The organism is Chitinilyticum litopenaei DSM 21440, assembly GCF_000428145.1.
Taxonomy (GTDB): Bacteria; Pseudomonadota; Gammaproteobacteria; order Burkholderiales; family Chitinibacteraceae; genus Chitinilyticum; species Chitinilyticum litopenaei.
This window is the reverse complement of sequence record NZ_ATZJ01000052.1, coordinates 1-23,002: the sequence shown is the minus strand read 5'-3', so window position 1 is coordinate 23,002 and position 23,002 is coordinate 1. Positions and strand designations below refer to the sequence as shown.

At 65.4% G+C, this 23,002-nt stretch carries 23 protein-coding genes; 4 read left to right on the top strand and 19 right to left on the bottom strand.

Annotated elements, in window-relative coordinates:
• Positions 1–132: 132 nt before the first annotated feature.
• The 5 genes from C515_RS21365 to C515_RS0114970 form a co-directional block, all read right to left on the bottom strand.
• On the bottom strand, positions 133–447 hold the full coding sequence (locus C515_RS21365; protein WP_051305002.1) for a hypothetical protein: 315 nt from the start codon (positions 445–447) through the stop codon (positions 133–135).
• Positions 448–621: 174 nt separating this feature from the next.
• Positions 622–1,599, bottom strand: a complete 978-nt coding sequence (locus C515_RS0114985) for a helix-turn-helix transcriptional regulator (protein WP_051305001.1) — start codon at positions 1,597–1,599, stop codon at positions 622–624.
• 344 nt (positions 1,600–1,943) lie between these two features.
• Positions 1,944–2,366: a hypothetical protein gene (locus C515_RS21360; protein ID WP_051305000.1), complete on the bottom strand. Its 423-nt coding sequence runs from the start codon at positions 2,364–2,366 to the stop codon at positions 1,944–1,946.
• Positions 2,367–2,369: 3 nt separating this feature from the next.
• Entirely contained in the window at positions 2,370–3,092 is a 723-nt protein-coding gene (locus tag C515_RS0114975) for an SDR family NAD(P)-dependent oxidoreductase (protein ID WP_028456191.1), read from the bottom strand.
• A gap of 504 nt (positions 3,093–3,596) precedes the next feature.
• Positions 3,597–4,067 carry an ecotin family protein gene (locus tag C515_RS0114970; RefSeq protein WP_028456190.1) on the bottom strand — a complete coding sequence of 157 codons (471 nt, stop codon included), beginning with the start codon at positions 4,065–4,067 and terminating at the stop codon, positions 3,597–3,599.
• A 382-nt stretch (positions 4,068–4,449) separates the two neighbouring features.
• Here C515_RS0114970 and C515_RS21355 point away from each other — a divergent pair, with 382 nt between their 5' ends.
• On the top strand, positions 4,450–4,941 hold the full coding sequence (locus C515_RS21355) for a GAF domain-containing protein (RefSeq protein WP_043649858.1): 492 nt from the start codon (positions 4,450–4,452) through the stop codon (positions 4,939–4,941).
• A 179-nt stretch (positions 4,942–5,120) separates the two neighbouring features.
• Here the strand turns inward: C515_RS21355 and C515_RS0114960 are convergent, their stop codons facing one another.
• The 10 genes from C515_RS0114960 to C515_RS0114915 form a co-directional block, all read right to left on the bottom strand.
• The gene (locus C515_RS0114960) at positions 5,121–6,305 is read right to left on the bottom strand and encodes an AAA family ATPase (RefSeq protein WP_028456189.1); all 1,185 of its coding nucleotides are present in this window, start codon (positions 6,303–6,305) and stop codon (positions 5,121–5,123) included.
• A complete protein-coding gene (locus C515_RS0114955; RefSeq protein WP_028456188.1) occupies positions 6,305–7,477 on the bottom strand; it encodes an FAD-dependent monooxygenase in 1,173 nt (390 codons plus the stop codon). The genes C515_RS0114960 and C515_RS0114955 overlap by 1 nt, the downstream gene beginning before the upstream one ends.
• Before the next feature lie 52 nt (positions 7,478–7,529).
• Entirely contained in the window at positions 7,530–7,949 is a 420-nt protein-coding gene (locus C515_RS0114950) for a BLUF domain-containing protein (RefSeq protein WP_028456187.1), read from the bottom strand.
• 19 nt (positions 7,950–7,968) lie between these two features.
• Positions 7,969–8,670, bottom strand: a complete 702-nt coding sequence (folE, locus tag C515_RS0114945; RefSeq protein ID WP_028456186.1) for a GTP cyclohydrolase I — start codon at positions 8,668–8,670, stop codon at positions 7,969–7,971.
• Between the two features lie 491 nt (positions 8,671–9,161).
• Positions 9,162–10,508 carry a Xaa-Pro aminopeptidase gene (gene pepP, locus C515_RS0114940; protein WP_051304998.1) on the bottom strand — a complete coding sequence of 449 codons (1,347 nt, stop codon included), beginning with the start codon at positions 10,506–10,508 and terminating at the stop codon, positions 9,162–9,164.
• A 168-nt stretch (positions 10,509–10,676) separates the two neighbouring features.
• Positions 10,677–11,585, bottom strand: a complete 909-nt coding sequence (locus C515_RS21350; RefSeq protein WP_051304997.1) for a M48 family metalloprotease — start codon at positions 11,583–11,585, stop codon at positions 10,677–10,679.
• A 6-nt stretch (positions 11,586–11,591) separates the two neighbouring features.
• The gene (locus C515_RS0114930) at positions 11,592–12,149 is read right to left on the bottom strand and encodes an SH3 domain-containing protein (protein ID WP_028456184.1); all 558 of its coding nucleotides are present in this window, start codon (positions 12,147–12,149) and stop codon (positions 11,592–11,594) included.
• Positions 12,146–13,963 carry a CHASE2 domain-containing protein gene (locus tag C515_RS0114925; RefSeq protein WP_028456183.1) on the bottom strand — a complete coding sequence of 606 codons (1,818 nt, stop codon included), beginning with the start codon at positions 13,961–13,963 and terminating at the stop codon, positions 12,146–12,148. Before C515_RS0114925 ends, C515_RS0114930 begins: the two co-directional genes overlap by 4 nt.
• A gap of 139 nt (positions 13,964–14,102) precedes the next feature.
• On the bottom strand, positions 14,103–14,831 hold the full coding sequence (locus C515_RS0114920; RefSeq protein WP_028456182.1) for a YebC/PmpR family DNA-binding transcriptional regulator: 729 nt from the start codon (positions 14,829–14,831) through the stop codon (positions 14,103–14,105).
• A gap of 97 nt (positions 14,832–14,928) precedes the next feature.
• Positions 14,929–15,780, bottom strand: a complete 852-nt coding sequence (locus C515_RS0114915) for a hypothetical protein (protein WP_144290484.1) — start codon at positions 15,778–15,780, stop codon at positions 14,929–14,931.
• 133 nt (positions 15,781–15,913) lie between these two features.
• Here C515_RS0114915 and C515_RS0114910 point away from each other — a divergent pair, with 133 nt between their 5' ends.
• Entirely contained in the window at positions 15,914–17,533 is a 1,620-nt protein-coding gene (locus C515_RS0114910) for a methyl-accepting chemotaxis protein (RefSeq protein ID WP_028456180.1), read from the top strand.
• A 12-nt stretch (positions 17,534–17,545) separates the two neighbouring features.
• On the opposite strand, the gene ubiA is transcribed toward C515_RS0114910, so the two are convergent.
• Genes ubiA through C515_RS0114895 form a run of 3 tightly spaced genes read right to left on the bottom strand, consistent with a single transcriptional unit; the run spans position 17,546 to position 20,365 of the window.
• The gene (gene ubiA, locus C515_RS0114905) at positions 17,546–18,415 is read right to left on the bottom strand and encodes a 4-hydroxybenzoate octaprenyltransferase (protein ID WP_028456179.1); all 870 of its coding nucleotides are present in this window, start codon (positions 18,413–18,415) and stop codon (positions 17,546–17,548) included.
• 48 nt (positions 18,416–18,463) lie between these two features.
• Entirely contained in the window at positions 18,464–19,771 is a 1,308-nt protein-coding gene (locus tag C515_RS0114900) for a tetratricopeptide repeat protein (RefSeq protein WP_028456178.1), read from the bottom strand.
• 57 nt (positions 19,772–19,828) lie between these two features.
• Entirely contained in the window at positions 19,829–20,365 is a 537-nt protein-coding gene (locus C515_RS0114895) for a chorismate--pyruvate lyase family protein (protein WP_043649844.1), read from the bottom strand.
• 202 nt (positions 20,366–20,567) lie between these two features.
• Here C515_RS0114895 and bioF point away from each other — a divergent pair, with 202 nt between their 5' ends.
• Positions 20,568–21,746 (top strand): 8-amino-7-oxononanoate synthase, encoded by a 1,179-nt coding sequence (gene bioF, locus C515_RS0114890; RefSeq protein ID WP_051304996.1) that lies wholly within the window; start codon positions 20,568–20,570, stop codon positions 21,744–21,746.
• Between the two features lie 78 nt (positions 21,747–21,824).
• On the top strand, positions 21,825–22,592 hold the full coding sequence (bioH, locus tag C515_RS0114885; RefSeq protein WP_043649841.1) for a pimeloyl-ACP methyl ester esterase BioH: 768 nt from the start codon (positions 21,825–21,827) through the stop codon (positions 22,590–22,592).
• A gap of 144 nt (positions 22,593–22,736) precedes the next feature.
• On the opposite strand, the gene C515_RS21345 is transcribed toward bioH, so the two are convergent.
• On the bottom strand, positions 22,737–23,002 hold a 266-nt coding region (locus C515_RS21345), incomplete at its 5' end, for a transposase (protein WP_043649839.1).

Genomic DNA, 23,002 nt, shown 5'->3' with positions numbered 1-23,002 from the left:
GAGGAGGCTGATCTGTCGGGATGCAGCGCGGTTTAAAGGGGCACTATGTTACAAAAGCAAAAAGCTCCTGACGGAGCTTTTTGCTTAACTGAGCGGCATTGGCCAACTGGCCGGTTTTTTGTTGGCGCTGCGTCACTTCCCAGAGGCTTGCGTATTCTGCGACTTGCGCCGCACTAGCTCCATCGTCTTTTCAAGCAGGCTTTCTATGAAGTAGTAAAGGCCCACCACCATATGGGCCTTGCCATATTCCTCGGCCGGATAAGTCATCCCGCTCTTGAAGTGGGCGATGGCCTCGGATTCATTCCTGGCATGGATCATGTCGCCGATCACTTCATAACCCTGAGCCAGCAACTGTTCCTTGGTGGACAAAAAGTGCGGTGCGTCGGTGCAGAGATAGCGCACGGCACTGCTTTCGCCGGTTTGCTGGAAGAACTGATATTTTGGCATGAGACACCGCCATGTAAGCGCTGGGTTGGTTGTGTCATATTATGACCTGTGTCATTTTATGTCAAATGCCGGCTGCATGGGCTGATCGCTACAGAAGCGGTATCTGTTGCAAGGAGTGATTCATGCCGTTTCAGTGTTAGGTGGCGACTTCTGTCGTTGCCATGCCGAGCGCGATCAGCCGGATTGCAGTGCGCGGTATTGTCCCGGCGCCATGCCGGTGGCGTTCTTGAAGCTGCGGGTGAAGTGCGCCTGATCGGCAAAGCCGCAGACAAAGCCGATTTCGGCCAGGCCCAGCCTGCCGCCCAGCAGCAGGCGGCCGGCTTCGCTGATCCGGCAGGCCTGCAGCTCGGCGGAAAAATGGCTGGCGCTGTCCTGCAGCTGGCGTTGCAGCGTGCGAGGCGAGACGGCGAGCAGGCTGGCGACGCGCGCCAGGGTGGCGTCCAGCAGGCCCAGTTGCGCGATGGCGGCGCGGGTCTGGCTTACGGTGCCGCTGGTGCTGGCTGAGGCCGGGCAGGCAAGGCAGGCCGGATTGCCGGGCGCCGCCGCGTTGCTCTGCCAGTGCAGATGCCAGTCTGCTCGCTGCATCAGCTGATCGGCAGCGATGCCCAGCTGCGGCCAGCGGCAAACGGTCTTCCTGCCTTGCGCGTCGCTACTCAGGCGCACTTCGCTGCCGGTGAGCCGCTGCAGCAGCGCGCCAAGCACACCCAGCACGGCCAGGTCTTCATCCAGGCTTGGCGGCCGGCCGCTGCGTGACACATGGGAAAGGCGGGCGGAGCAGGGGGCCAGTTCGCAAAGCAGATAATGCTGGCTGTGCAGGTAGCGCTCCAGCCGCTGCCATCTGCGCAGCAGGCCGGGGGCGTCGCAGCCGGCGAGCAGCGCCTGGCCGATGGGCGTGCCGGTAAACGCCGTGATGCCCGTGCCGATGCGCAGCAATGCCGCCAGGCCATGGTTCTCGCGTACGGTTGCCAGGAAGGCCTGCTTGCTGGCGAGCGGGATGCGCTCCTGCGCTGCGGGTTTGTCGACGGTTTCGCAGTCCAGGCCGTGCTGGCGCAGGCCGGCCTGCAGGATGGCGAGCATGGTACGGCTGGCGAAGGCCTCGTCGTTACGGGCGGAGGGCGGCGTCAGCGCCTTGTTTGGCCATGAATCGGGCAAGACGGTCTCCCACCAGTGGCAATCTTGTCAGCCAGCGCGGCGCGCGCACGATCAGCTCCAGCAGCGTGGCAAACCAGATGCTGCGCCCCAGGTTCTGTTGATGTTTTGTTTGCGTTCCCGTTTGTGCTGTTTTTAGCCTGAAACAAGGCGCGAAGCCCGCCGCATAGTCATTCTATGCAAGGGCTTTGCAACGCCGTGTCAGGCCAAAAACAGCCAAACCCGGAGGGCTGGGCGCTTTTTGCGCCGACTCTGCGTTGTTGCTTCGCTGGCATAACCCGTTATGCGGCGCTCGCAACGTCTTGATTCGGCGCAAAAAGCGCTCCAGCGGGAGCGTAAACAAAACATCAACAGAACCTAGCTACGGCCAGCAGGATCTGCGGCCACGCCAGCCCGGCCAGCGCGCTCAGCACGATCAGGCTGCGTGGTGGCGAGGGTAGCGCACACAGCACGAGCAGCGCCAGCAGGCCATGCTCGTGCAGCAGGCGCTGCGCACCGGCCCAGCTGTGCGGCCACTGCGCTGGCAGGTCCAGCGTGGCGGCGAGCGTCAGCAGCAGCGCTGCACCGGCGGTGCCGGCCAGCGCGAAGGCCAGTGCGATCAGTCTGCGGCGCGCCGGTTGCAGCAGGCCGAGCAGGACGACCGAGCCTTGCGTGGGCAGCGCCGGCACGATGGCGTCGCCGACCGCCAGCAGCGCCAGCACGGGAATCGCCATGGGGCGGCGGCCGTGCCTGTGCAGCCAGCCGAGCAGATGGCGCCGCAATGCGCGCATCGCTCAGGCCTTCAGCATCAGGTTTTCGACGACCTGCGGCAGCACGGCGCGCAGGCGCATCAGCCAGCGCACCTTGCCGACGCGGATCTCCGCATGCCCGGCTTGCGCGCCCCGGTAGATTTCGGCGGCGGCCTGCGCCGCGCTGATCTTGCCCCGGCCGCGCCCGGCGGTCATGCCGGTATCCACCATCGGCAAAATGGCCTCGCAGACGCGGATCGCGCTGCCGTGCACCAGCGCCTGGCCGCGCAGCGACTTGCAAAAGCTGCGCAGCGCGGCCTTGCTTGCGCAATACACCGGCGCGCTCTGCTTGGGCGCGATGGCCAGCCCCGAGCTGACGAAGACCCAGGTGCCATTGCGCTGCGCGACATTGTCAAACAGCAGGCGGGTGAGCAGCACCGGCGCGGTGAAGTTGATCCGCAGCTCCGTTTCCACCGCAATCGGCTCGGGCTCGGCGGCAAACCAGCTGCGGGCCTGCTGCACGCCGGCGTTGTGAATGACCAGATCGAGCGGCCGCTGGCCAATCTGTCCGGCCAGCGCGGGCAGGCTGGCCGGGTCGCTGAAATCGCAGACCAGCCATGCCACGCCGGGCAGGTTGCTGGCGGCTGCCGCGACGCTGGATGCGCTGCTGCCGGTGGCCAGTACCGCATGACCCTGCGCCAGACAAAGGCGCACCAGCGCCGCGCCGATGCCGCGTGTGCCGCCGGTAATCAGGACTGTTTTCTGCATTTGCCTTGCTCCCCGTGTGCTGGACAGGAGCAAGATACCCGCGCGGCATGCCGGGTTCTTGAACAATCGCGCCAGCAGCACATTGCCCGCTGTGGCTTTTGATTGTCTTGATGGGTATGTGGATACACCCATTCATACATAAGGGATGAGGGCGTATACCATCGCTTTGATGGCGGGAGCGCGGTAGGATGGGTTGAGCCTGTAGGGCGATACCCATCATGGGGGAGGCAAAAATAAACCTGATTATGTCTCTGCTTCAGAATCGTCATTCCCGCGTACGCGGGAATCCAGATGACGGTGTGAAATCAAGCTTTGCTCTGGATGCCCGCCTTCGCGGGCATGACGAAAAAAGAGTTTCTGAAGGAGAGGCATAATCAGGAAAATAAATGATGGGTTTCGCTGCGCTCAACCCATCCTGCCTTGCTGCAGCAATTCATAAGTAAGGGCGGGTGGTGTATGCCCTTTGACTGCGGTGGCGGGGCAGGTGCGCCCCATGCTGGCGGCTTATTCGCTGTGGGCCGTTGCCGCGCTTTCCGGGGCGCTCCACACCTTGTAACGCAGTTCGCTGCCTTGCGGGATGTAGACCACCAGTGGCAGCTTCGGGTTGTAACGGATCAGCTGCTCGTGATGCACCGGCACGAATCGGTCGCTGGCGGGCTCCGGGCAGGCCATCAGCGTGGACGGGCCCGGCTGGATGGGGCCGACGGTCCAGTAGGTATAACCCCAGCCCTGCACCGTGACTTCACTGATGCTGGCGCGCAAGCCGCGGGTGTTGCAGTCGGCCTTCACCACCTTGCCGGGAATCAGCTGCACGCGGTAGAGCTCGGGGTTTGCCACCTCCGGCAGGCGGATCACCTTGCGCTCAAAGCCTGCCTGCGCCGGCGGGAACGGCTTGAGTGCGTCGCCGGCCAGCGCCGGGCCGGCACCGAGCATGGACAGGGCAAGTAGCGGAAGTAGCGTGCGGGTCGGGGTCATGGTGTTCTCCTTGTTGGCTTGCTATTGATGTGTTGCTTGCGTTCCCGCTGGCGCAAAACCAGCACAAACGGGCCGCGCCTACACGACAGCACAAAGCCTGATTCAAAACGGCGGATCCAGCGCCTGGCGCTGACCGCTGCAAAGCACCGCGTGCAGGTTTTATCCGGGGCCTGCAGCCTGCCAGGCGGCGAAGGCATGCCAACAGCTTACGTTTGGCCGGCCTGCGCGGGCTAGCAACTAATCACATCGCTGGGGTGAAATGCGTCACAGCCTGCCTGGCCTGGGCGCGGTGTGCCGTGCGTGCTGGCCAAGTGGCCGCCCTCTTGGCTGTGCTGCCCCCGGCAGGCTAGACTTCCGCCACCACGCAAGAATGGATGCCGGCATGCAAGCCCCGCAACTCCCGCCCGATGAAGACACGCGCATTGCCGAACTGCGCAGCCTGCTGATTCTGGATACTCCTCCGGAAGAGCGCTTTGACAACCTGACCCGCCTGGCCGCCGGGTTTTTCCGCGTGCCGATTGCCCTGGTCAGTCTGGTGGACAGCGAGCGGCAATGGTTCAAATCCGCCTGCGGACTGAATGCCAGCGAAACGGCGCGCGACATTTCGTTTTGCGGGCACGCCATTCTGGGCGATGAGGTCATGGTGGTCGAAGACGCGCTGGCCGATCCGCGCTTTGCCGACAATCCGCTCGTCACCGACGCCCCGCACATCCGCTTCTATGCCGGCGCGCCGCTCACCAGCAGCAAGGGACACAAGCTGGGCACGCTGTGCCTGATCGGCGACCGGCCCCGTCACCTGGCGGCCGAAGAAATGCAGATGCTGAAAGACCTCGCCCGGCTGGTCGTGGTCGAGCTGGAGCGTGATCCCGCCTGATTGGCGGGTATGTTTCTGCAGGCATTTGCCTGATTTGCCTGCAGGGCAATGGCTGATGGGGTATGTTCTGGTGCCCCGAGCCCCGGCAGCGTTCCCTTGCCGTAGCGGCCTGCGCCGTGATCAGCCAGGCATGGCGAGCGCGCCGGCGCCAGCCCGCCTTGCTGCCCGCGCAGGGCGGATCAAGAGCGCCCCGGCCAGTGCCAGGCCGGCAAATCCAGCTCGCCCATCCCGGCCAGCCTGGTCTGGCCGAACTCCTTTTCCAGCGGCAGGCTCTGGCAATCGGTGTGGCGCTCCAGCGCGCTGACCAGCCGGCCGGCGTGCGTGACGACGATGATCTGGCTGTGGCGTGCCGCCTGCACGATCAGCCGGCCCAGCGCCGGCAGCAGATCGGGGTGCAGGCTGGTTTCCGGTTCGTTGAGCACCAGCAGCTCGGGTGGGCGCGGGCTGAGCAGGGCGGCGGCCAGCAGCAGGTAGCGCAGCGTGCCGTCGGACAATTCGTGCGCGGCCAGCGGGCGCAGCAGGCCGTGCTGGCGCATGCCGACGCTGAACCGCCCGGCGTCCACGGCAATCTCCAGCTCGGCGCCGGGAAAGGCATCGGTGATGCAGTCGTGCAGCGCACGGGCATCGCCGATTTCCAGAATCGTTTGCAGGGCCGCGGCCAGATCGCTGCCGTCATTGGCCAGTGCCGGCGTGAAGGTGCCGATCTGCGCCTGCCGCGCCGGTGCGTCGCGGTCACAGCGCAGCTGGTCGTAAAAGCGCCAGGCGCGCATGCGCTCGCGCAACTGCAGCGCTTCGGGCGCGCGCAAGGGGTCGGTGAGGCTGAAAATGCTGTCGCTGGCGGCGAGATCGCGGCTGAGTATCTGCCAGTCGCGGCCGTCGCGCACCTTGACCAGCGCGCCCTGGCGGTCGAGCAGGGTGCTGGCGGGGCGGCATTGTGAACCGGCCCAGATGCATTCGCGATGGATTCCCGGGTCAAGCAGGAACTTTGATGGTTCATCGCGAAAATAAGGCCCTGGCGAATAATTAGGCGTGCCGATGTCGACCGCGTAGCCGAAATCGTCGCCGGCAAACCCCAGCTGCAGTGCCTTCGGGCGCTTGGGTATGCCGCCCTGGATGGGGTGTTCGCCCGCTTTCATCGCGCGGGAAATCGTTTCCGGTCCCGCCCAGTAGGTCGCCTGCAGCCCGCCTTCCTGCGCCAGCGCGCCGACCAGCCGGCCGTGCGCAGCATCGGTCAGCAGCTTCAGCGCGCGGTAGGTGCTGGATTTGCCGCTGCCGTTGGCGCCGGTGATGACATTGAGCCGGGCCAGCGGCAGCACCAGCCGGTCGAGCGAGCGGTAATGCGCGATGGCCAGCGTGTTGAGCATCAGCGCGCGCCGTAGACCATGCGCCGTGCAAAGCCCCGGCGCAGCGGCGCGGCGGCGTCGAGCGCCAGCAGACCCAGACTGCGCGCATGCTTGAGCGCCGGGTTGGGCGATTCGAACAGCGTGATCAGGCCGTCGGTGAAGTGTGTGACCAGATTGGCATCCTGGCTGCGCAGGCGCTGATAGCGCGCCAGCTGCGCGGTCTCGCCCAGCTGGTCGGCCGGGCTGGTGGCGATGACTTCGGCGAGCGTGACCGCATCGCGCAGTCCCAGGTTCAGGCCCTGGCCTGCGACCGGGTGCAGCGTCTGCGCGGCGTTGCCGACCAGCGCGACGCGCTGGCCCACGACCGAATCCACCGTTTTCAGCGCCAGCGGCCAGCTGGCGCGCGCGCCAAGGCCAACGAGCTGTGGCGCGCGCCGGCCCAGCCGGGCGTTGATCTGCGCGAGAAAGTCGGCCTCGGCGAGCGCGAGCCTGTCCGCCGCACCCGCGGGCGCTTGCGTCCACACCAGCATGAAATTGCGCCCGTCGGGCAGCAGCGCCAGCGGGCCGTCGTCGGCGAAGCGCTCATACGCGCAACCCTCGTGCGGCGTGGCGGGGGTGACTTCGGCGAGCACCGCCGACTGTTCATAGGATTTGCTGCGCTGGCGGATGTCGCGCAGCTCGCCCAGCAGCTTGCCGCCCTCGGCCAGAATCACCAGCCGGCAGGTCAGCGTGTGCTCGCCATGCGGCGTGCCCAGCGTCACCGCCGCATAGCGCGGCAGCTGGCGGATGCGCAGCACCGGCGTGCCCAGGCTGATCGCCGCCGGGCCGGCCTGCAGCACGCGCTGGGCATGGCGGGCGAGCGCGGCGTAACGCACCGTGTAGCCCAGCTCCGGCAGGCCCAGTTCGTCGGCGGCCAGGCCCGTGCGTCCCAGCGTGCCCTGCTGCGAGATGTGCACGCGGCCGATTGCCGTTGGCGCCAGCGCCGCCGCATCCCACAGCCCGTTGGCCGCGAGCGCTTCGCGGCTGGCAAACGACAGCGCCAGCGCACGCGGGTCGTCGGGAACGTCGCGGCGCGCCTCGGCCAGTAACACCCGCTGGCCACCCTGGGCCAGCCGCTGCGCAATCAGCGCGCCTACCGGGCCGCCGCCGACGATCAGGATGTCAGCATGAGAAGGGAGTGTGGTGCAGAGCATGGGGTATAAGCCTGTGGCCTTTTTTGGTATTAGGCTGTGCGCCTATACCTTGTTATTTGTTTACTGCCGCCGTGGCGATCAGCTCCTGCACCAGCTTGAGGATGGCCTGGCTGCTGCAGGAATAGGGGTCGAACTCGGCGCGCGGCAGGTAGCGCAACAGGATGGCCGGGTTGATCTTGGCCAGGTTGACCTGGCCCATTGTCCAGCCGGCAAAGTGGCGCTCGCTGATTTCGGAAAACTCCAGCAGCTCGACGCGCTGGTGCCGCCCGTCCTTGACGATGCGGTTGTACAGCTTCGACACCGCGCCGCGGTCGCCTTCGAGCACCTGCACAAAGGCCGTGCCGGAGAAACACAGCACGCCGGTGATGCCGTGCTCCTGGTTGTACTGGCGCGAGTTGCGCAGGATGTCGTCCAGCACGACGGGGGTGATGGCGGCGGTGGCCTCGCTGGCGTAAATCAGGCGGACTAGCATGGTGAACCTCGGTAGTGGGTCAGCGGCGGATCAGCGCCAGGAATTCGCGGCGCAGGTCGGCATCGGTCATGAACACGCCGCGCATCACGCTATTGATCATCTTCGATTCGTTGTCCTTCACGCCACGCCAGTGCATGCAGAAGTGGTCGGCCTCCATCACGATGGCGAGCCCGTCGGGGTTGACCTTGTCCTGCAGCAGATTGGCGATCTGCGTGACGGCTTCTTCCTGGATTTGCGGGCGGCTCATGATCCATTCCGCCAGCCGCGCATATTTCGACAGGCCGATCAGGTTGGAATGCTGGTTGGGCAGCACGCCGATCCACAGCTTGCCCATGATGGGGCAGAGGTGGTGCGAGCAGGCGCTGCGCACCGTGATCGGGCCGACGATCATCAATTCATTCAGATGCTCGACATTGGGAAACTCGGTGACCGCAGGCTGGTGCACATAGCGGCCACGGAAGATTTCCTTCAGGTACATCTTGGCGACGCGGCGCGCGGTGTCCTGCGTGTTGTGGTCGTGGTCGGTGTCGATGACCAGGCTCTTGAGCACTTCGTGCATCTTGCCGGCGACTTCGTCGAGCAGCTCGTCCAGCTCGCCGTCTTCGATAAAGGCAGCGATATTGTCATTGGCGTGGAAGCGCTGTCCGGCCTCGCGCAAGCGATAACGGATGCGCTGCGAGGCCGGCAGGGCGGGCGATTGCTCGTCATGATGGGCGGGCATGGGGTGTCCTTGTGTCACTTGTCACTATCGATCCGGCGGCAGGCGGGACGCTGGAGCGGGGAGGCTCCGGCACAACCCGGTCTGCAGCCGGCCGTTGGCTGCTTGTTGTTGAACCCGAATAATCCATTACCTGATCGCAAGACTTCTCAGCAAAACCCAAATCAATCACAGAGGCGCAGAGAACACTGCGAAAAGCGGGAGCACATCCAGGCATTTCTCAGGGTTTTGCTTCCTCGGCGCCCTCTGTATCTGTGTGGTTCAAGCGGTTTTTGTGGTTTGCTGAGAAGGGTTTCTAATCAGGATCCATTATTAATCCGTAATCCGGCCCTTTGATGTTTTCAGTCGTGGGAGCGAGCTTGCTCGCGATCGGCAAGGCTTCGCGAGCAGGCGCGCTCCCACGGGAATTCAAACATCTGATGGTCGTTTCATGGCTGGCCGGCACCAACAAAGCCAGTTTGTACTATACAAGCTTTTTTGCCCGGGATGGACGTTCAGTCTTCACGGGCCCGGGCCATCAGCGCCTCGATCTCCGCCACGGTCTTCGGGCAGCTGGCCGTCAGGTTTTCATGACCGTCAGCGGTGATGGCCACATCATCCTCGATGCGGATGCCGATGTGCTCGAACTCTTTGGGGACATTCTCCGCCGGCCGGATGTAAAAGCCCGGCTCGATGGTGAACACCATGCCCGGGCGCAATTCGCGCCAGGCGCCATTACTCTGGTAATCGCCCACATCATGCACGTCCAGGCCCATCCAGTGCCCGGTGCGGTGCATGTAAAACTGCCGGTAGGCGCCGGTTTCCAGAATTTCGTCCACCGAACCGCCGAGCAGTTTCAGCTCGCGCATGCCCTCGATCAGCACGCGCGTGGCAGCGTCATGCGGCATGTTCCAGGTATTGCCCGGTTTGGCGGCGGCAAAGGCGGCCTGCATCGCGGCCAGGGTGATCTCGTAAACGGCTTTTTGCGCCGGGCTGAAGCGGCCATTGACCGGAAAGGTGCGCGTGATGTCGCTGGCATAGCCATTGAGCTCGCAGCCAGCGTCGATCAGTACCAGCTCGCCATCCTGCATGCGGCGGTTGTTCTCGCCGTAATGCAGTACGCAGGCATTCGGGCCGCTGGCGACAATCGACGAATACGCCGGAAAGCGGCTGCCCTGGCGGTAGTAGTCGTGCAGGATTTCGGCTTCCAGTTCGTATTCCATCTGCCCCGGGCGGGCAAAGCGCATCGCGCGCACATGCGCGGCGGCATTGATGCGGCCGGCCTCGCGCAGCACGGCCAGCTCGTGTTCATCCTTGCCAAGGCGCATCTCGCCCAACGGGCCGCGCCAGTCGTTCAGCCGGGTCGGCGCCTGTACGCCGGTGCGCACCAGGCTGCGCACGCTGTTGAGCCAGCCCGACAGCCGCTTGTCCCACTGGCTGTCTGCACCCAGCGCGAAATGCACGGCAGGCTGGTTGGCCATCAGCTGCGGCAGGCGTTCATCCAGCTCGTCGATGGGGTAGGCCGCGTCGAGGCCGAAGGCGTCGCGCGCGGCGTCGGGGCCGTAGCGGTAGCCGTCCCAGATTTCGCGTTCTGCATCCTTCGGGCGGCAAAACAGAATGTTTTCGACCTTGTCTTCGCCAATCAGCTGCACGAACAACGCATCCGGTTCCGTGAAGCCGGTCAGGTAGAAAAAGCCGGAATCAAAACGGTAAGGGTAGGTGGAGTCGGCATTACGGGCGGTTTCGCCGGTGGTGGGCACAATGGCGATGCCGGGGCCAAGCCGGCTGGCCAGCGCTGCGCGTCGCGCCTGGTGGGCGCTGATCGGCTGGGCAGGGAACGGGTGGTTCGCGTTGGCGGACATGCGGGCTCCAGATGGGCTATGCAACAAAGGGTGGCGCAAGCGTCGCGGTGACGGCGGCGCAGCGACACGGACAAACGAAACGGGCGAATGGAATTATAACGGCCACCCGCGCACGGGTGGCCGTGATTTCTGCGCATGACCGGCGGCGGGCGCCGGCCTGTGCGCGCCCTATTTGCCGCTTTTCTTGCCCTGGCCCTTGCTGGGCGTGCCACCGGGCGACTTGCCCTGCTTGACGGCAATAAAGCGCTGGGTCTGCTGCACGCCGCCGGCATAGGGCTCCAGCTGCTCGCCCACCGACGCTTCGATCACATCCTGCCGCGCGCCGGGGTCGGAGTGGGTGTTGAAGACCTCCAGCCCGCCGCTGTTGGCATTGAAGCGTTCCAGCATCTGCAGCACGCTGACCATGGCGTAGGGGTTGTAGCCGGCGCGCGCCAGCAGGACCATCGCAAACACATCGGCCTCGTATTCGTCGCCCTTGTCCAGGCCGCGTACGGCAATTTCGGAAGCGCCCTTGCCCAGATTGCCGATCAGCTTTTGCTTGTCGCCGCCGCCCTTGGCCGACACGGCCAGATCGGCAAGGTTGGCCAGCGCCTTGCGGCTGGCTTCGCCCTTCATCGCGCGCAGATGGTGCTGCTTCACGACATGGGTGATTTCGTGACTGAGCACGGCAGCCAGCTCGGCTTCGTTGCTGATGCGATCCCACAGGCCGCGGGTAATGACGATATTGCCGCCCGGCGTGGCGAAACTGTTGACCGTCGGGTCTTCAATCACGCCGAAATGCCAGGGTAGCGCAGGCTTGCCGGATTGCAGCGCCAGCCACATGCCGACCTGGTTCACATAGCGTTGCAGATTGCTGTTGTTCACCAGCGGCTTGGCGCCCAGCAGCTTGGCGGCGGCTTCGTCGCCAATGGCTGCTTCCTGCTCGGGAGTCAGTTCCTTGTTGGCGTCGGCGGTATTCTTGGCGAGCTCGACGGCCTTGTTGATGTTCTCGGTGCTCAGCAGCTTGCCGAAATCGATGGCATGGGCCGGCAGCGCGCAAACGCTGGCCAGCGCCAGCGCAATCAGGGTCTTGGTCATGGCGGCTTACCTCCGGCGATTCATCAGGTCGTTTTGGGAATTGCCATTGCCGTCCGACGAGGAGGCTGCTGCCCCCTTCACCGCGATTTCCGGCACTTGCGCGGCCGCCAGTCGTGCCTGTCCGGCGAGCCGGCTGGCCTCGGTGCCGCTGCTGCCGAAGGCTTTGAGCTTGTCGAGTTCGCCATAGTTGGGTTGCGCGTGCGCCAGCTCTTCTTCACTGAGACCCTTTACGCCGGTTGAGACGGTTTTGCCCGACGAGCCGGTGGTGACCACCTTCAGTCCCTGGCCCACCGCCGCGCCGGCATTGGTGCCGCCGCCGCTGCCAAGGCGCACCTGCAGCATTTTCAGCCAGCCTTCCTGGCCGTTGCTGCGCACATTCATCCAGGCGCCCTCGCGCGCCAGGATTTCCACCTGGGCACCTACGGCCAGCTTGCTCAGCACGGCCGCGTCGGCAAAGGGTTTCTGGCGCAGATCGGCGTCGCGGATCACGCTGCCGCTCTCGGCGCGGGCCTGGGTGGCCCAGAGGCCCGCCAGCACAAGACTGGCGGCAAGATAGTGTTTCATTGCTGTTTCTCCCGGGGTTCAAACAGGTTGACCGGCTGCTCGCGGCCTTTGACGTGCTGGCTGCCGTGGGCAATAAACTCGAAATCGTCCGCGCACGCGTCGCGGGTAGCTTCGGAAACCAGCACCCGCGCCACGCCCTTGGTCAAACCTTCAATGCGTGAAGCCAGATTCACTGTATCACCAATGATGGTGTAATCCAGCCGCGATTCGGCGCCGATGAAGCCAACCACCGCACGGCCGGTATGGATGCCGATGCCGATTTCGAAATCGGCGCCCAGATCGGTAAGTTCCTGCTTGAAGCGTTCGAGTTCCCGGCCCATTTCCACTGCCGCGGCGACGGCGTGCCTGGCGTGCTGCGGGTCGTCGACCGGCGCGCCCCAGAAGGCCATGATGGCGTCGCCGATGAATTTGTCGAGCGTGCCGCCGTGGCGGAAGATGATTTCCACCTGGCGCGAGAAGTAGCGGTTCAGCAAATTGACGATGTATTCCGGCGAACGCGTTTCCGACAGCGTGGTAAAGCCGCGAATGTCGGAAAACAGCACCGTCAGCTCGCGCGAGCTGGCCTGTTGCTGCTGGTTGATGTTGCCGCTGGCCACCAGATCGGCGACCACGCGGTGATCGAGAAAGCGCGCGAACATGCCGATGGCCTGCTCGCGCCGCGCCTTTTCGGCCAGATAGGCCAGCAGCGCCGAACCCCAGAAATACACCCAGGCCCAGACGACGGGGGCCGCCAGCGGCAGGAACAGCTGATGACCCAGCCCCACCCAGGCCAGCGTGGCGATCAGCAGCGTGACCAGCAGCAGGCAGCCGGCCATGGTCAGCGTGTTGAGCTGCTTCTGGAAGCCCAGCGCCAACAGGCCCAGCAAGAGCAGTGCCGGCAGCACGAACCAGCCGCGCGGCGGTGTGCGCAGCCAGTCGCCCTGCTGCAGATTGTCGATGGCGCTGGCGAGGATGTCGACACCGGGGTAGAGGCTGTCCAGCGGCGTCGGGCGCAAATCCTGCAGGCCCGGCGCAGCGGTGCCGATGATGACGATCTTGTCGCGGAACTCGTTGGCCGGGCGCAGTTTGCGTTCGCGCTGGGCATCGAGATACAGCTCGGAATAGGAGACATGCTGGCGCTGGCCGTGCCAGTTGATGCGCAGGCTGTCGCCGGCCGGCAGCGGCCAGCCGAAGTCGCGCGCCAGCGTCGCCGGCAGCGAGGGGATGCGCCAGCCATCCGCATCGCGGTAGAGGAAATAGCGGCGGCCGATGTCGTCGTGGTCGGTGGCGAAATTGATCAGGCCGCCGCGCCAGTATTGCGGCGGGACGATATTGGGCAGCAAGAGCGGCGGTCGGGCCTGGCGGTCGGCATGGGCCAGCGCACGGATGCCCAGCTCCTGCGGCAGTTCGGCAATCAGCGCGCTGCTGCTGCCTTCGGCCAGCAGCATGTAGGGGAAGTACACGCGCGGCGTCGCCGCGACGGCCTCGCGGAAAAACTGGTCGGCTTCCGGGCGGTCGACATCCTGCTCGTTGAAGAGGATGTCGAAGACGATGGCGCGCGGTTGCTGGGCCGCCAGCGCCTGCAGCAATTCGCCATGCACCGAGCGCGGCCATGGCCATTTCCCGGCCTCCTGGTTCATGTCTTCCAGGCTTTTCTGGTCGATGTCGATGACCACGATGTCGCTCGCCGGTGCGTGGCGCGGCGCATGCCAGCGCAGCAGCTGGTCACCCGCGCGCTCGTCGATCACCCGGCTGAAATTGAAGTAGCCGTAATCCAGTGCCAGCAGCAGGCCGACAAAGAGCAGCAGGCTCAGGTAGGAAAATTTATGCAGCATCCCTGCCTCCAGCAGTCATCCGGGTGCGCAAAGTGTGCCCGATTATGCCCGTCCGCGCTGAACGGACCATGAATTGCCGCGTGCAGATGCAACAAAGCCTGCCGCAGAGCGGCAGGCTTGGGCGATCGGGCGACGGGGGTTATTCCTCGTCCATCACCGCCGTCGTGTAGACCTCCTGCACGTCGTCCAGGCTTTCCAGCGCATCGAGCAGTTTCTGCATTTTCGCCACATCGTCGCCGGTGATTTCGGTTTCGCCCTGCGGCTTCATCGTCACCTCGCCCATCTCGGCCTTCAGGCCGGCGGCTTCCAGCGCTTCCTTGACGGTCACGAATTCATAGGGCGGCGTGATGACTTCGATGGAGCCGTCATCGTTGGTGATCACGTCCTCGGCGCCCGCTTCCAGCGCGGCATGCATCAGCGCGTCTTCGTCGGTGCCCGGCGCAAACACCAGATAGCCGCAGTGCTTGAACTGGAAGCTCACGCAACCATCGGTACCCATATTGCCGCCATACTTGGAAAACGCATGGCGCACATCGGCGACGGTGCGGGTGCGGTTGTCGGTCAGGCAGTCGACCATGACGGCCGCGCCGGCAATGCCGTAGCCTTCATAACGGGTTTCGATGTAATCGACACCTTCGAGCTGGCCGGTGCCGCGCTTGATGGCATTCTCGATATTGTCCTTGGGCATGGATTCGGCCTTGGCCTTGTCGATGGCCAGGCGCAGGCGCGGATTCATGTTCGGGTCGCCACCGCCATTCTTGGCGGCAACGGTGATTTCCTTGATAAGACGCGTGAAGATCTGGCCGCGTTTGGCATCCTGGCGACCCTTGCGGTGCTGGATGTTGGCCCATTTGCTATGACCTGCCATGGCTATTCCCTGACTTAAACGGCGATTGAAACAGGCGGCGATTCTACCACGCCGCAGCCGCCTGCCGCGAACCTCGCGCGCCAGCGCGCGGCCCGATTCAGAGCTGGCTCACCAGCCAGGCCAGCCCGGCGCTGCCCAGCCAGCTGCCGATCAGCAGCAGGCTCTGGCTCCAGCGCTGGCGCAGCAGCAGCGCCAGGCCGGCCAGCAGGACAAAGCAAAGCAGATAGTTGTAGGGTATGTGGCTGTAGCCATTTATCTTGCTGAGTATCAGGGTGATACATGGCCATGTAATCAGGGCGGTGCGCCAGCGCAGCCAGCGCCCCTGCATCGGGGTCTCGGCCAGCTCGGGCAGCGCCGCCATCAACAGTGGCAGTGCCGCGGCGGCATTCTGGCGCAAGAGCGCCACCAGCCTTGGCGCGGTGCCGGCCGGGCAGCCGCGCGCCAGCAGCATCGCCGTCAGCCCCAGGCTGGCCTCGGCGCCGGGCAGCGGCTCCGCGCCATCACCCGGATTGAGTGCATCATCCGGCGCGCGCCAGGTGCGCCAGGCGCTGATCAGCAAGGCGCCGACGCACACCAGCCACAGCAGGAACTGGCAGCTGGCCGGCAACAGCGCAAAACCGGCCGCCAGCCCCAGCGTCGCGCCCAGCACCAGCAGGGCATCCTGGCTGACGGCCTGCCAGCGGGCGCGCCGGGCGGCGTGGCTGGCCTGGTAGAGCGCCATGGCCGGCACGCCGGCGCCATGCAGCAGTGGCAGCAGCCTGCTCGCGCCCAGCCAGCGGATCAGCAACAGGTAGAGGCGGGCGCGCCGGGAGGGGTGCGGCGCCGGCAGCGCGCTGGCCAGCTCCAGCCAGAACCATTGGCGGGCATTGCCCGACTCGCGATCCGACAGGCCGCGCAAGAGCACCGCCAGTTCGGCTGCTGAAAAAAGGGGGAGGGACGTGACAGGCACCGGAAAGTATCTATAACAATGAAGTCGGGAAACGAATTAAAAACCTTTCTCAGCAAGCGTCAGAACCCCCGTGCGCAGTCGGCCGGGGCGGCTTGCCAGTCAGAACCGCAATTGCATTGCAGGAGTGTCGCCGATGCTGCGCCAGTTGACCATACGTTTACGCCTCGCGATCCTCACCGCGCTGGCCGTGCTGCTGGTACTGACCAGCGGTCTGGTTGGCCTGTTCAGCAGCAAGGGCCTGACCGAGCGCCTGATGGCGGCTGGGGTGATCATGGCCGCCATCCGCAATCAGGGCGCGGCCGACATGATGCACGACGCCATCCGTGGCGACGTGCTGGCCATGTACCAGGCCGTCGGCAGCGGCGCTACGCCCGAAGACCTTGCCGCCATCGAGCGTGATTTCGCCGAACACGGCGAGGAATTCAACGCCCGGCTGGCCGCCAACGCCGCGCTGGCGCTGAGCCCCGCCGAGCGGGCGGCGCTGGCCGCACTCAAGCCACGCATCGCCACCTATCTGCAACAGGCTGCGCAGACCCTGCAGGCCTTTCGCGCCGGTCAGCACGATGCGGCCGTCTATGCCGCCTTCCAGCAAAGCTTTGCCGAGCTGGAGGACAGCATGGAGGCCTTTTCCAACCTGTTGGAGCAGCGCGCCGCCACCGAGCGCACGGCGACCGAGCGCGTGGAAAGGCTCACCGGCTGGGTACAGCAGGCCACCCTGTGGGGCGGCGTCACGCTGATTCTGCTGCTGTCCTGGATACTGGCCGCCAGCATTGCCCAGCCACTGCAGCAGCTGCAGCAGTTTCTGGCTGGCCTGGGCACCGATCTCAGTCGTCGCCTGCCGGCGGCGGGGCGCGATGAAGTGGCCGACATCGCCCGCGCCTGCAATGTCCTGCTCGAAGACCTGTCCCGTCTGGTTGGCGCCGTGCGCCAGTCGGCGCAGGAGCTGGAGCGCACCGCCGGGGCGCTGGCGGGCGATACCTCGGCGCTGCGCGAGCGCGCCGGCAACTCTTCCGCCCTGGTCATGCGCACCGCCACGCAGGCCGAACAGATTGCCGCGACGGCCGATGAAGTGCGCGAGCACGTGCTGCGCTCCGATGAGGCAATCCGTCGGGCGGCCGCGCTCGCCGAGCAATCGGCCGGGCGCATGGAAGACGTGGTGCGCAACAGCGAGCGGCTGGGCAGCACCACCAGTGCTGCCGCCGTTCAGATCGAATCGCTGGCGGCCAGTGCCCGCGAAATCGAAAGCCTGACCGGAGTCATCCGCGAGATTGCCGAGCAGACCAATCTGCTGGCGCTCAATGCCGCCATCGAGGCCGCGCGTGCTGGCGAAACCGGCCGCGGCTTTGCCGTGGTGGCCGACGAGGTGCGCAAGCTGGCCGAGCGCACGGCGGCCAGCACGATCAGCATCACCGGCATGACCGCCGGCATCCAGAAATCAACCGATTCGGCGGTGCAGAGCATCCGCAGCGTGCGCGAGCAGGTCAGCGCCGGTTCCGGCGAGCTGGGGGCCGCCTGCGCGGCGCAGCAGGACATCCTGCAAGGCACCCGCGAATTGCAGGGGCAGTCGCGCGACATCGCCGAAGCGGCGGCCCAGCAGGGCGAGTCGGTGCAGCAGGTCGCCGGCGCCATGACCGCGGTCAGTCAGGCCATCGCCAGCAACCTCGATGCCTTCACCCGCCTGCAGACGATGGCGCAAACGCTCAATGCGCTTTCCGGCGCGCTCAACGAGCGCATCGGCCGCTATCGGACCTGAGAGCGTGTCCGCTCAGCGCAGCAGAAAGTCCGCCAGCAGGCCGGCAAACAGCAGGCCGCCGATGCGGTTGTTGGCCAGAAAGGCAGCAAAGCACGCCATGCGCTCGCGGCCACGGATGCGGCGGTACTGGTCGGCGATCAGGATGAGCGCGCCGGCGAGCGCCGCGTAGAGCGGCCAGCCCAGCCCCTCGCTGAGCGCGATGCCCAGCCAGATCGCCATGAACCCCGCGTAGCACAGCAGGATTGCGGCGATGTCGTAGCGGCCAAAGGTAATCGCGGAAGTGCGGATGCCGATTTTCAGATCATCCTCGCGGTCGACCATCGCGTATTCGGTGTCATACGCCACCGTCCACAACAGATTGGCCGCCACCAGCCACCAGGCCAGCGCCGGCACGCTGCCGGTCTGCGCGGCAAAGGCCATCGGAATGCCGAAGCTGAACGCCAGCCCCAGATAGGCCTGCGGAATCGCCAGAAAGCGCTTGGTAAACGGATAGCTGCCGGCCAGAAACACCGCCGGCAGCGACAGCAGCAGTGTCAGCGAGTTGAGTGGCAGCACCAGCAAAAAGGCCGCCAGCGCCAGCAGCGCTGCCAGCAGCAGGGCTTCTTTCGGGCTGACTTCGCCCGCCGCCAGCGGCCGCGCCCTAGTGCGCGCGACATGGCCGTCGAAATCGCGGTCGGCGTAATCATTGATCACGCAGCCGGCCGAGCGCATCAGCACGGTGCCGGCCACAAACACCAGCAGAATGAAGGGATCGGGCCGGCCGGCACTGGCCAGCCACAGCCCCCACAGCGTCGGCCACAAGAGCAGCAGCGTGCCGATGGGCTTGTCGATGCGCATCAGGCGGGCGTAACTGGATAGTCGGGCGGTGAGCGGGGTGGGCATAAACACGATGGCTGCAACAAAAGCGGGAAGCGGCGCCACTCTGCGCCGTCAGCCTGCTGGCGTCAATCCCTTGCTTTGCCCGCCAAGCGCCTGCCACAGCCGCTTGAGCAGGGCCTCGTAGTCGCTGTCCAGTGGCTCGATGCGATGGCGGCGGGCGTCGGCAAGCTGGCCGTCAAAGAGTGTTTTTCCGCCCAGCCTGAGGCTGCTGCGCGTTCTGGTTTCCGCCTGTTCGTGCTTGCCCTGCAGGAAATAGCCGTAACCCAGATTGCCGTGCAGCATTGCCGTCAGCTCTTGCTCCTGCTGCTGATCATACCGACGCAAGCCGCGCTGCAAATGTTTCATCGCCTGCTGCAGCCGGTCCTGGGCCTGTTGCGGGTTGGCCCATTCACGCTTGGCAGCCATCAATAATTCAAAGCCAAGGCCGTTCATGGCTTGTGCAAGCCACTGCCGCACTGCCGGGTGCGGGTCATTGCGGTAACGCTTTTCGACGGCCAGGTAAACACTGATTCCTTTGTCCTTTTGCCCCTGCTCGGCGTAGGTGTCGCCCAGATAGACGAGGGCATTGACGACCTGCTGGCGAATTTCCGGGAGTTCATCGTTGCCGAAGCGCGTATCGATATCCTGATAGGTGGTGATTTCCTTGTCATGCCTGCCTTGCCGGTTATAAGCAACGCCCAGGTTGAGAAGTGCCATGGCGACCTGTTTGCGTACGGCAGGGTGGCGAGTGTTGCCATAGCGCGTGTCTATCTCCTGATAGGTGGCGATTTCCTTGTCGTACCTGGCTTGCTGGTAATAAGTGACGCCCAGATTGAAAAGGGCAATGGTGACCTGTTCGTGCAGTTCGGGCTGCGGGGCATTGCGGTAACGCCGGTCGATTTCCTGATAGGTGGCGATAGCCTTGTCGCGCCTGCCTTGCTGGCCATACTGGTAGCCCAGGCCGATGAGCGCTCTGGCGACCTGTTCGCGTATCGCGGGGAGCTGATCGTTGCGGTAACGCTGGTCGATTTCCTGATAAATCGCAATGGCCTTGTCGCGCCTGCCTTGTTGGCCATGCGCGTAGCCCAGGCCGACGAGCGCCCAGGCGACCTGTTCGCGCATGGCCGGTTGCGGGTCGCTGCCGTAGCGCCTGTCGATGTCCTGGTAGATCGCGAGGGCTTTTTCTGCCTCACCCGCTTCGACATGCTCGTACGCCCTAGTGTGAAGCAGCTTGGCATGTTCGATGCGGGAATGGCGCTTGCCGAGCCCGTCGCGGGTTCCGGCTTGCCGCGTGCTCTGGTTTTCCGTCGTTTCCGCCGGCGCCCACAGTGGCGTGGCAAGCAGGCAGATGGACAGCAGCAGGTGGCGTAGCAGTGGCATGGCAGAATCTTTCACGAAAATGAAGACTGGATTGTGCCATGTGTATGCTGATGGCGACTATCCGGCGGGAAGCAGCGCCGGCAAAAACACCTCCGTCACCAGCAGCACATCGCGCCCGGCATGGAACAGCGAGCGCCGTGCCCACAGCCGTGGCGGCAGCGGGCCGGTGGCGGCGCGGGCGCTCTGGTAGAGCGGATGGCGGGCGTCGATGCAGCGCCAGGCCAGCGGCGAGCGGCGGATGGTCGGGTCGGCGAACAGCAGTGCGCCAAGCGGGCGGCTGCCGGTGCGCCCCAGCAGGTGAAAGCCGCGCGTGAGCGCCCTGCGGGCGGTGATGCTGTGTGCGTACACCAGCGGCGTGCCGCGGCTGGCGAGCAGGACTTCGCGTACGGCAACCTGGCTGCTGCCGCGCGGCAGGCGCAGGATGGCGATTTCGTCGGTGTGCGGCTGATCCCAGCCCTGCCGCAGCACGGATACCCGGATGTCGGGAAAGTGCGCCATCAGCCGGGCCGTCAGCGAGCCGCGCGCGGCCAGCCACGGGCGAAGGGCGCGCGGGGCAAGGGCAAGCGGATGGCGCCAGAGGCGGGGGCTGGGCATGCAGGGCTTCTCGGCAGGCAAGGCGGGCGATTATGCCACAGGCCCGCGCCGTGGCCGTATTGCCGAAATCCTGGCTTGGGGGTATGTCGCCACAGCCTTTGCAGGCAATTGGTCTTGTGGGTATGCACTATCGGGTATGTTGCCCCGCCCGGCGGATGCACGACTGGGCTAGAATGCCGGATTGTATTTTGAGTTGCGCCTCATGCCTGTGTCCGACCAGGGTCATCCTTCCGCCGTGTTTGCCGAGTTGTCGGCCGCGCTGCAGCAACGCGAGGCCGCCGGCCTGCTGCGCCGCCGTCGCGAGCTGGCCACGCCGCAGGGCGCGCTGGTCGAGGTGGACGGGCAGTCGCTGGTCAATTTCTGCAGCAATGATTATCTGGGGCTGGCCGCGCATCCGGCGCTGATCGCCGCCGCACAGGACGGTGCGGCGCGCTGGGGTGTGGGTTCGGGCGCCTCGCATCTGGTTTCCGGCCATTTCACGGTGCATGAACAATTCGAGCAGGCCTTTGCCGCCTTGGTCGGCCGGCCGGCGGCGCTGTCGTTTGCCACCGGCTATCTGGCCAATCTGGCCGTGGTGACGGCGCTGGTCGGGCGCGATGACGCGGTGTTTGCCGACAAGCTCAATCATGCCTCGCTGAATGACGCGGTGACGCTGTCGCGCGCCGAATTCAAGCGCTTTGCCCACAACGACGTCACGCAGCTGGAGCGCCTGCTGGCGGCCAGTACGGCGCGACGCAAGCTGATCGTGGTCGATGCCGTGTTCAGCATGGACGGCGACCTCGCGCCGCTGGCCGAGCTGCTGACGCTGGCCGAGCGTTACGATGCGCTGCTGTATGTCGACGATGCGCATGGCTTTGGCGTGCTGGGCGACGGGCGCGGCACGCTGGCGGAGCTGGGGCTGGCATCGCCACGGCTGATCCAGCTCGCCACGCTGGGCAAGGCGGCCGGGCTGGGTGGGGCGATGGTCGCGGCCGAGCCGGTGGTGATCGACTGGCTGGTGAACGCCGCGCGGCCGTATATCTATACCACCGCCGCGCCCCCCTTATTGGCGCAGGCCGGGCTGGCGAGCCTGCGGCTGATTGCCGAGGGCGCCGGGCTGCGCGACAGGCTGCGGCGCCATGTGGCGACCTTCCGCGCCGCGCTGCAGGCATGCGGCGCGCAGCTGCTCGATTCGGCGACGCCCATCCAGCCCATCCTTGTGCAGGACAATCAGCGCGCGCTGGCGCTGTCCGACGCCTTGCGCGCGCGTGGCTACTGGGTCGCGGCGATCCGCCCGCCGACGGTGCCCACGCCGCGCCTGCGCCTGTGCTTCTCGGCCGCGCACAGCGATGAGCAGGTCGCAGGCCTGTGTGCGACGCTGCAGGAATTGTTACGTGACTAATGGGTATCGCCCGGTAAACTTTTCCGATTGAGGGTTACAGGCTCATCCCTTGCCGGGTATGAGGTGCGGAAGAAGGCAATGTCTTTGTATTTCGAATCGCTGGGGCAGGGCCCCGATCTGGTGTTGCTGCACGGCTGGGCCATGAATGGCACGGTCTGGCAACCGGTGGCCGAACAGCTGGCCGAGGATTACTGCGTGCATGTGGTCGATCTGCCCGGGCACGGCAAATCGCCGGCCTCAGGGCCGCTGACGCTGGATGCCATGGTGGCGGCCATCGATGCCGCCTTTCCCTGGCCGGTGCAGGTGATCGGCTGGTCGCTGGGCGGCGCGGTGGCGACCCGCTGGGCGCTGCAGCATCCCGCGAAAGTGCGCAGCCTGACGCTGGTCGCCTCCAGCCCGTGTTTCATGCAGCGCTCCGACTGGCCGCACGCCATGGCGACCGCAACGCTGGCGCAGTTTGCCGCCAGCCTGCAGGCGGACTGGCGCGGCACGCTCAAGCGTTTCATCAGCCTGCAGGCCATGGGTGACGCGCAGGCGCGCGCCGTGGCGCGCACGCTGGCCGACGATCTGTTTCTGCATGGCGAGCCGGCGCTGGGCGCGCTGGCCGAGGGCCTGGGCATCCTGCGCGACACCGATCTGCGCGCGGACATGGCGCGCCTGGATTTGCCGGTGCTGCTGCAGTACGGCGACCGCGACACGCTGACGCCGGTGGGCGCCGCGCACTGGCTGGCCGGTATGCTGCCGCTGGCGCAATGCGTCATCCATGCCGGCGCCGCGCACGCCCCCTTTCTCTCGCACCGCGACGATTTTCTGACGATACAGCGGCAGTTTCTCGCCGGCGTCTAGCCGGGGGCGTGGGTTGCGACCTCAGCAAAGAACAATTTGTCATTCGAACAATTCGTTATTCCCGCGAAAGCGGGAATCCAGGTGCAATGCCTGTTCCAGCGATGCTCTGGATAGCGGCTTTGACCGCAGATACCGTCTTGCCACTCATCTTGCAACTGCATAATCAGCCTGATACGGCTGACGCGTTTTAAGGACGCCAAAACACAAATGCACCAGCTTGCGCATCGCGGCACCCAGTGCCGACATCTTGCATTTGCCGCGCGCCAGCAGCCGCTCGTACTGCGCCTTCACATGTGGGTTGTAGCGCTTGGCCGTGATCGCCGCCATGTACAACATGGCCCGTATCCTCGCCGGGCCGGCTTTCGACAGGCGCGCACGCCCGAAGAGCGAACTGCCCGACTGCCGTTCCA

Bases quoted from the DNA above. Each gene is read 5' to 3' on its own strand.
- C515_RS0114960 (WP_028456189.1), bottom strand. From the start codon at position 6,305: ATGCTCAACACGCTGGCCATCGCGCATTACCGCTCGCTCGACCGGCTG.
- C515_RS0114900 (WP_028456178.1), bottom strand. From the start codon at position 19,771: ATGCCACTGCTACGCCACCTGCTGCTGTCCATCTGCCTGCTTGCCACG.
- C515_RS0114925 (WP_028456183.1), bottom strand. From the start codon at position 13,963: ATGCTGCATAAATTTTCCTACCTGAGCCTGCTGCTCTTTGTCGGCCTG.
- C515_RS0114910 (WP_028456180.1), top strand. From the start codon at position 15,914: ATGCTGCGCCAGTTGACCATACGTTTACGCCTCGCGATCCTCACCGCG.
- C515_RS0114950 (WP_028456187.1), bottom strand. From the start codon at position 7,949: ATGCTAGTCCGCCTGATTTACGCCAGCGAGGCCACCGCCGCCATCACC.
- C515_RS0114930 (WP_028456184.1), bottom strand. From the start codon at position 12,149: ATGAAACACTATCTTGCCGCCAGTCTTGTGCTGGCGGGCCTCTGGGCC.
- C515_RS0114970 (WP_028456190.1), bottom strand. From the start codon at position 4,067: ATGACCCCGACCCGCACGCTACTTCCGCTACTTGCCCTGTCCATGCTC.
- C515_RS0114895 (WP_043649844.1), bottom strand. From the start codon at position 20,365: ATGCCCAGCCCCCGCCTCTGGCGCCATCCGCTTGCCCTTGCCCCGCGC.
- C515_RS21355 (WP_043649858.1), top strand. From the start codon at position 4,450: ATGCAAGCCCCGCAACTCCCGCCCGATGAAGACACGCGCATTGCCGAA.
- folE (WP_028456186.1), bottom strand. From the start codon at position 8,670: ATGCCCGCCCATCATGACGAGCAATCGCCCGCCCTGCCGGCCTCGCAG.
- C515_RS21365 (WP_051305002.1), bottom strand. From the start codon at position 447: ATGCCAAAATATCAGTTCTTCCAGCAAACCGGCGAAAGCAGTGCCGTG.
- C515_RS0114975 (WP_028456191.1), bottom strand. From the start codon at position 3,092: ATGCAGAAAACAGTCCTGATTACCGGCGGCACACGCGGCATCGGCGCG.
- C515_RS21360 (WP_051305000.1), bottom strand. From the start codon at position 2,366: ATGCGCGCATTGCGGCGCCATCTGCTCGGCTGGCTGCACAGGCACGGC.
- C515_RS0114955 (WP_028456188.1), bottom strand. From the start codon at position 7,477: ATGCTCTGCACCACACTCCCTTCTCATGCTGACATCCTGATCGTCGGC.
- pepP (WP_051304998.1), bottom strand. From the start codon at position 10,508: ATGTCCGCCAACGCGAACCACCCGTTCCCTGCCCAGCCGATCAGCGCC.
- ubiA (WP_028456179.1), bottom strand. From the start codon at position 18,415: ATGCCCACCCCGCTCACCGCCCGACTATCCAGTTACGCCCGCCTGATG.
- bioH (WP_043649841.1), top strand. From the start codon at position 21,825: ATGTCTTTGTATTTCGAATCGCTGGGGCAGGGCCCCGATCTGGTGTTG.
- C515_RS0114920 (WP_028456182.1), bottom strand. From the start codon at position 14,831: ATGGCAGGTCATAGCAAATGGGCCAACATCCAGCACCGCAAGGGTCGC.
- bioF (WP_051304996.1), top strand. From the start codon at position 20,568: ATGCCTGTGTCCGACCAGGGTCATCCTTCCGCCGTGTTTGCCGAGTTG.
- C515_RS21350 (WP_051304997.1), bottom strand. From the start codon at position 11,585: ATGACCAAGACCCTGATTGCGCTGGCGCTGGCCAGCGTTTGCGCGCTG.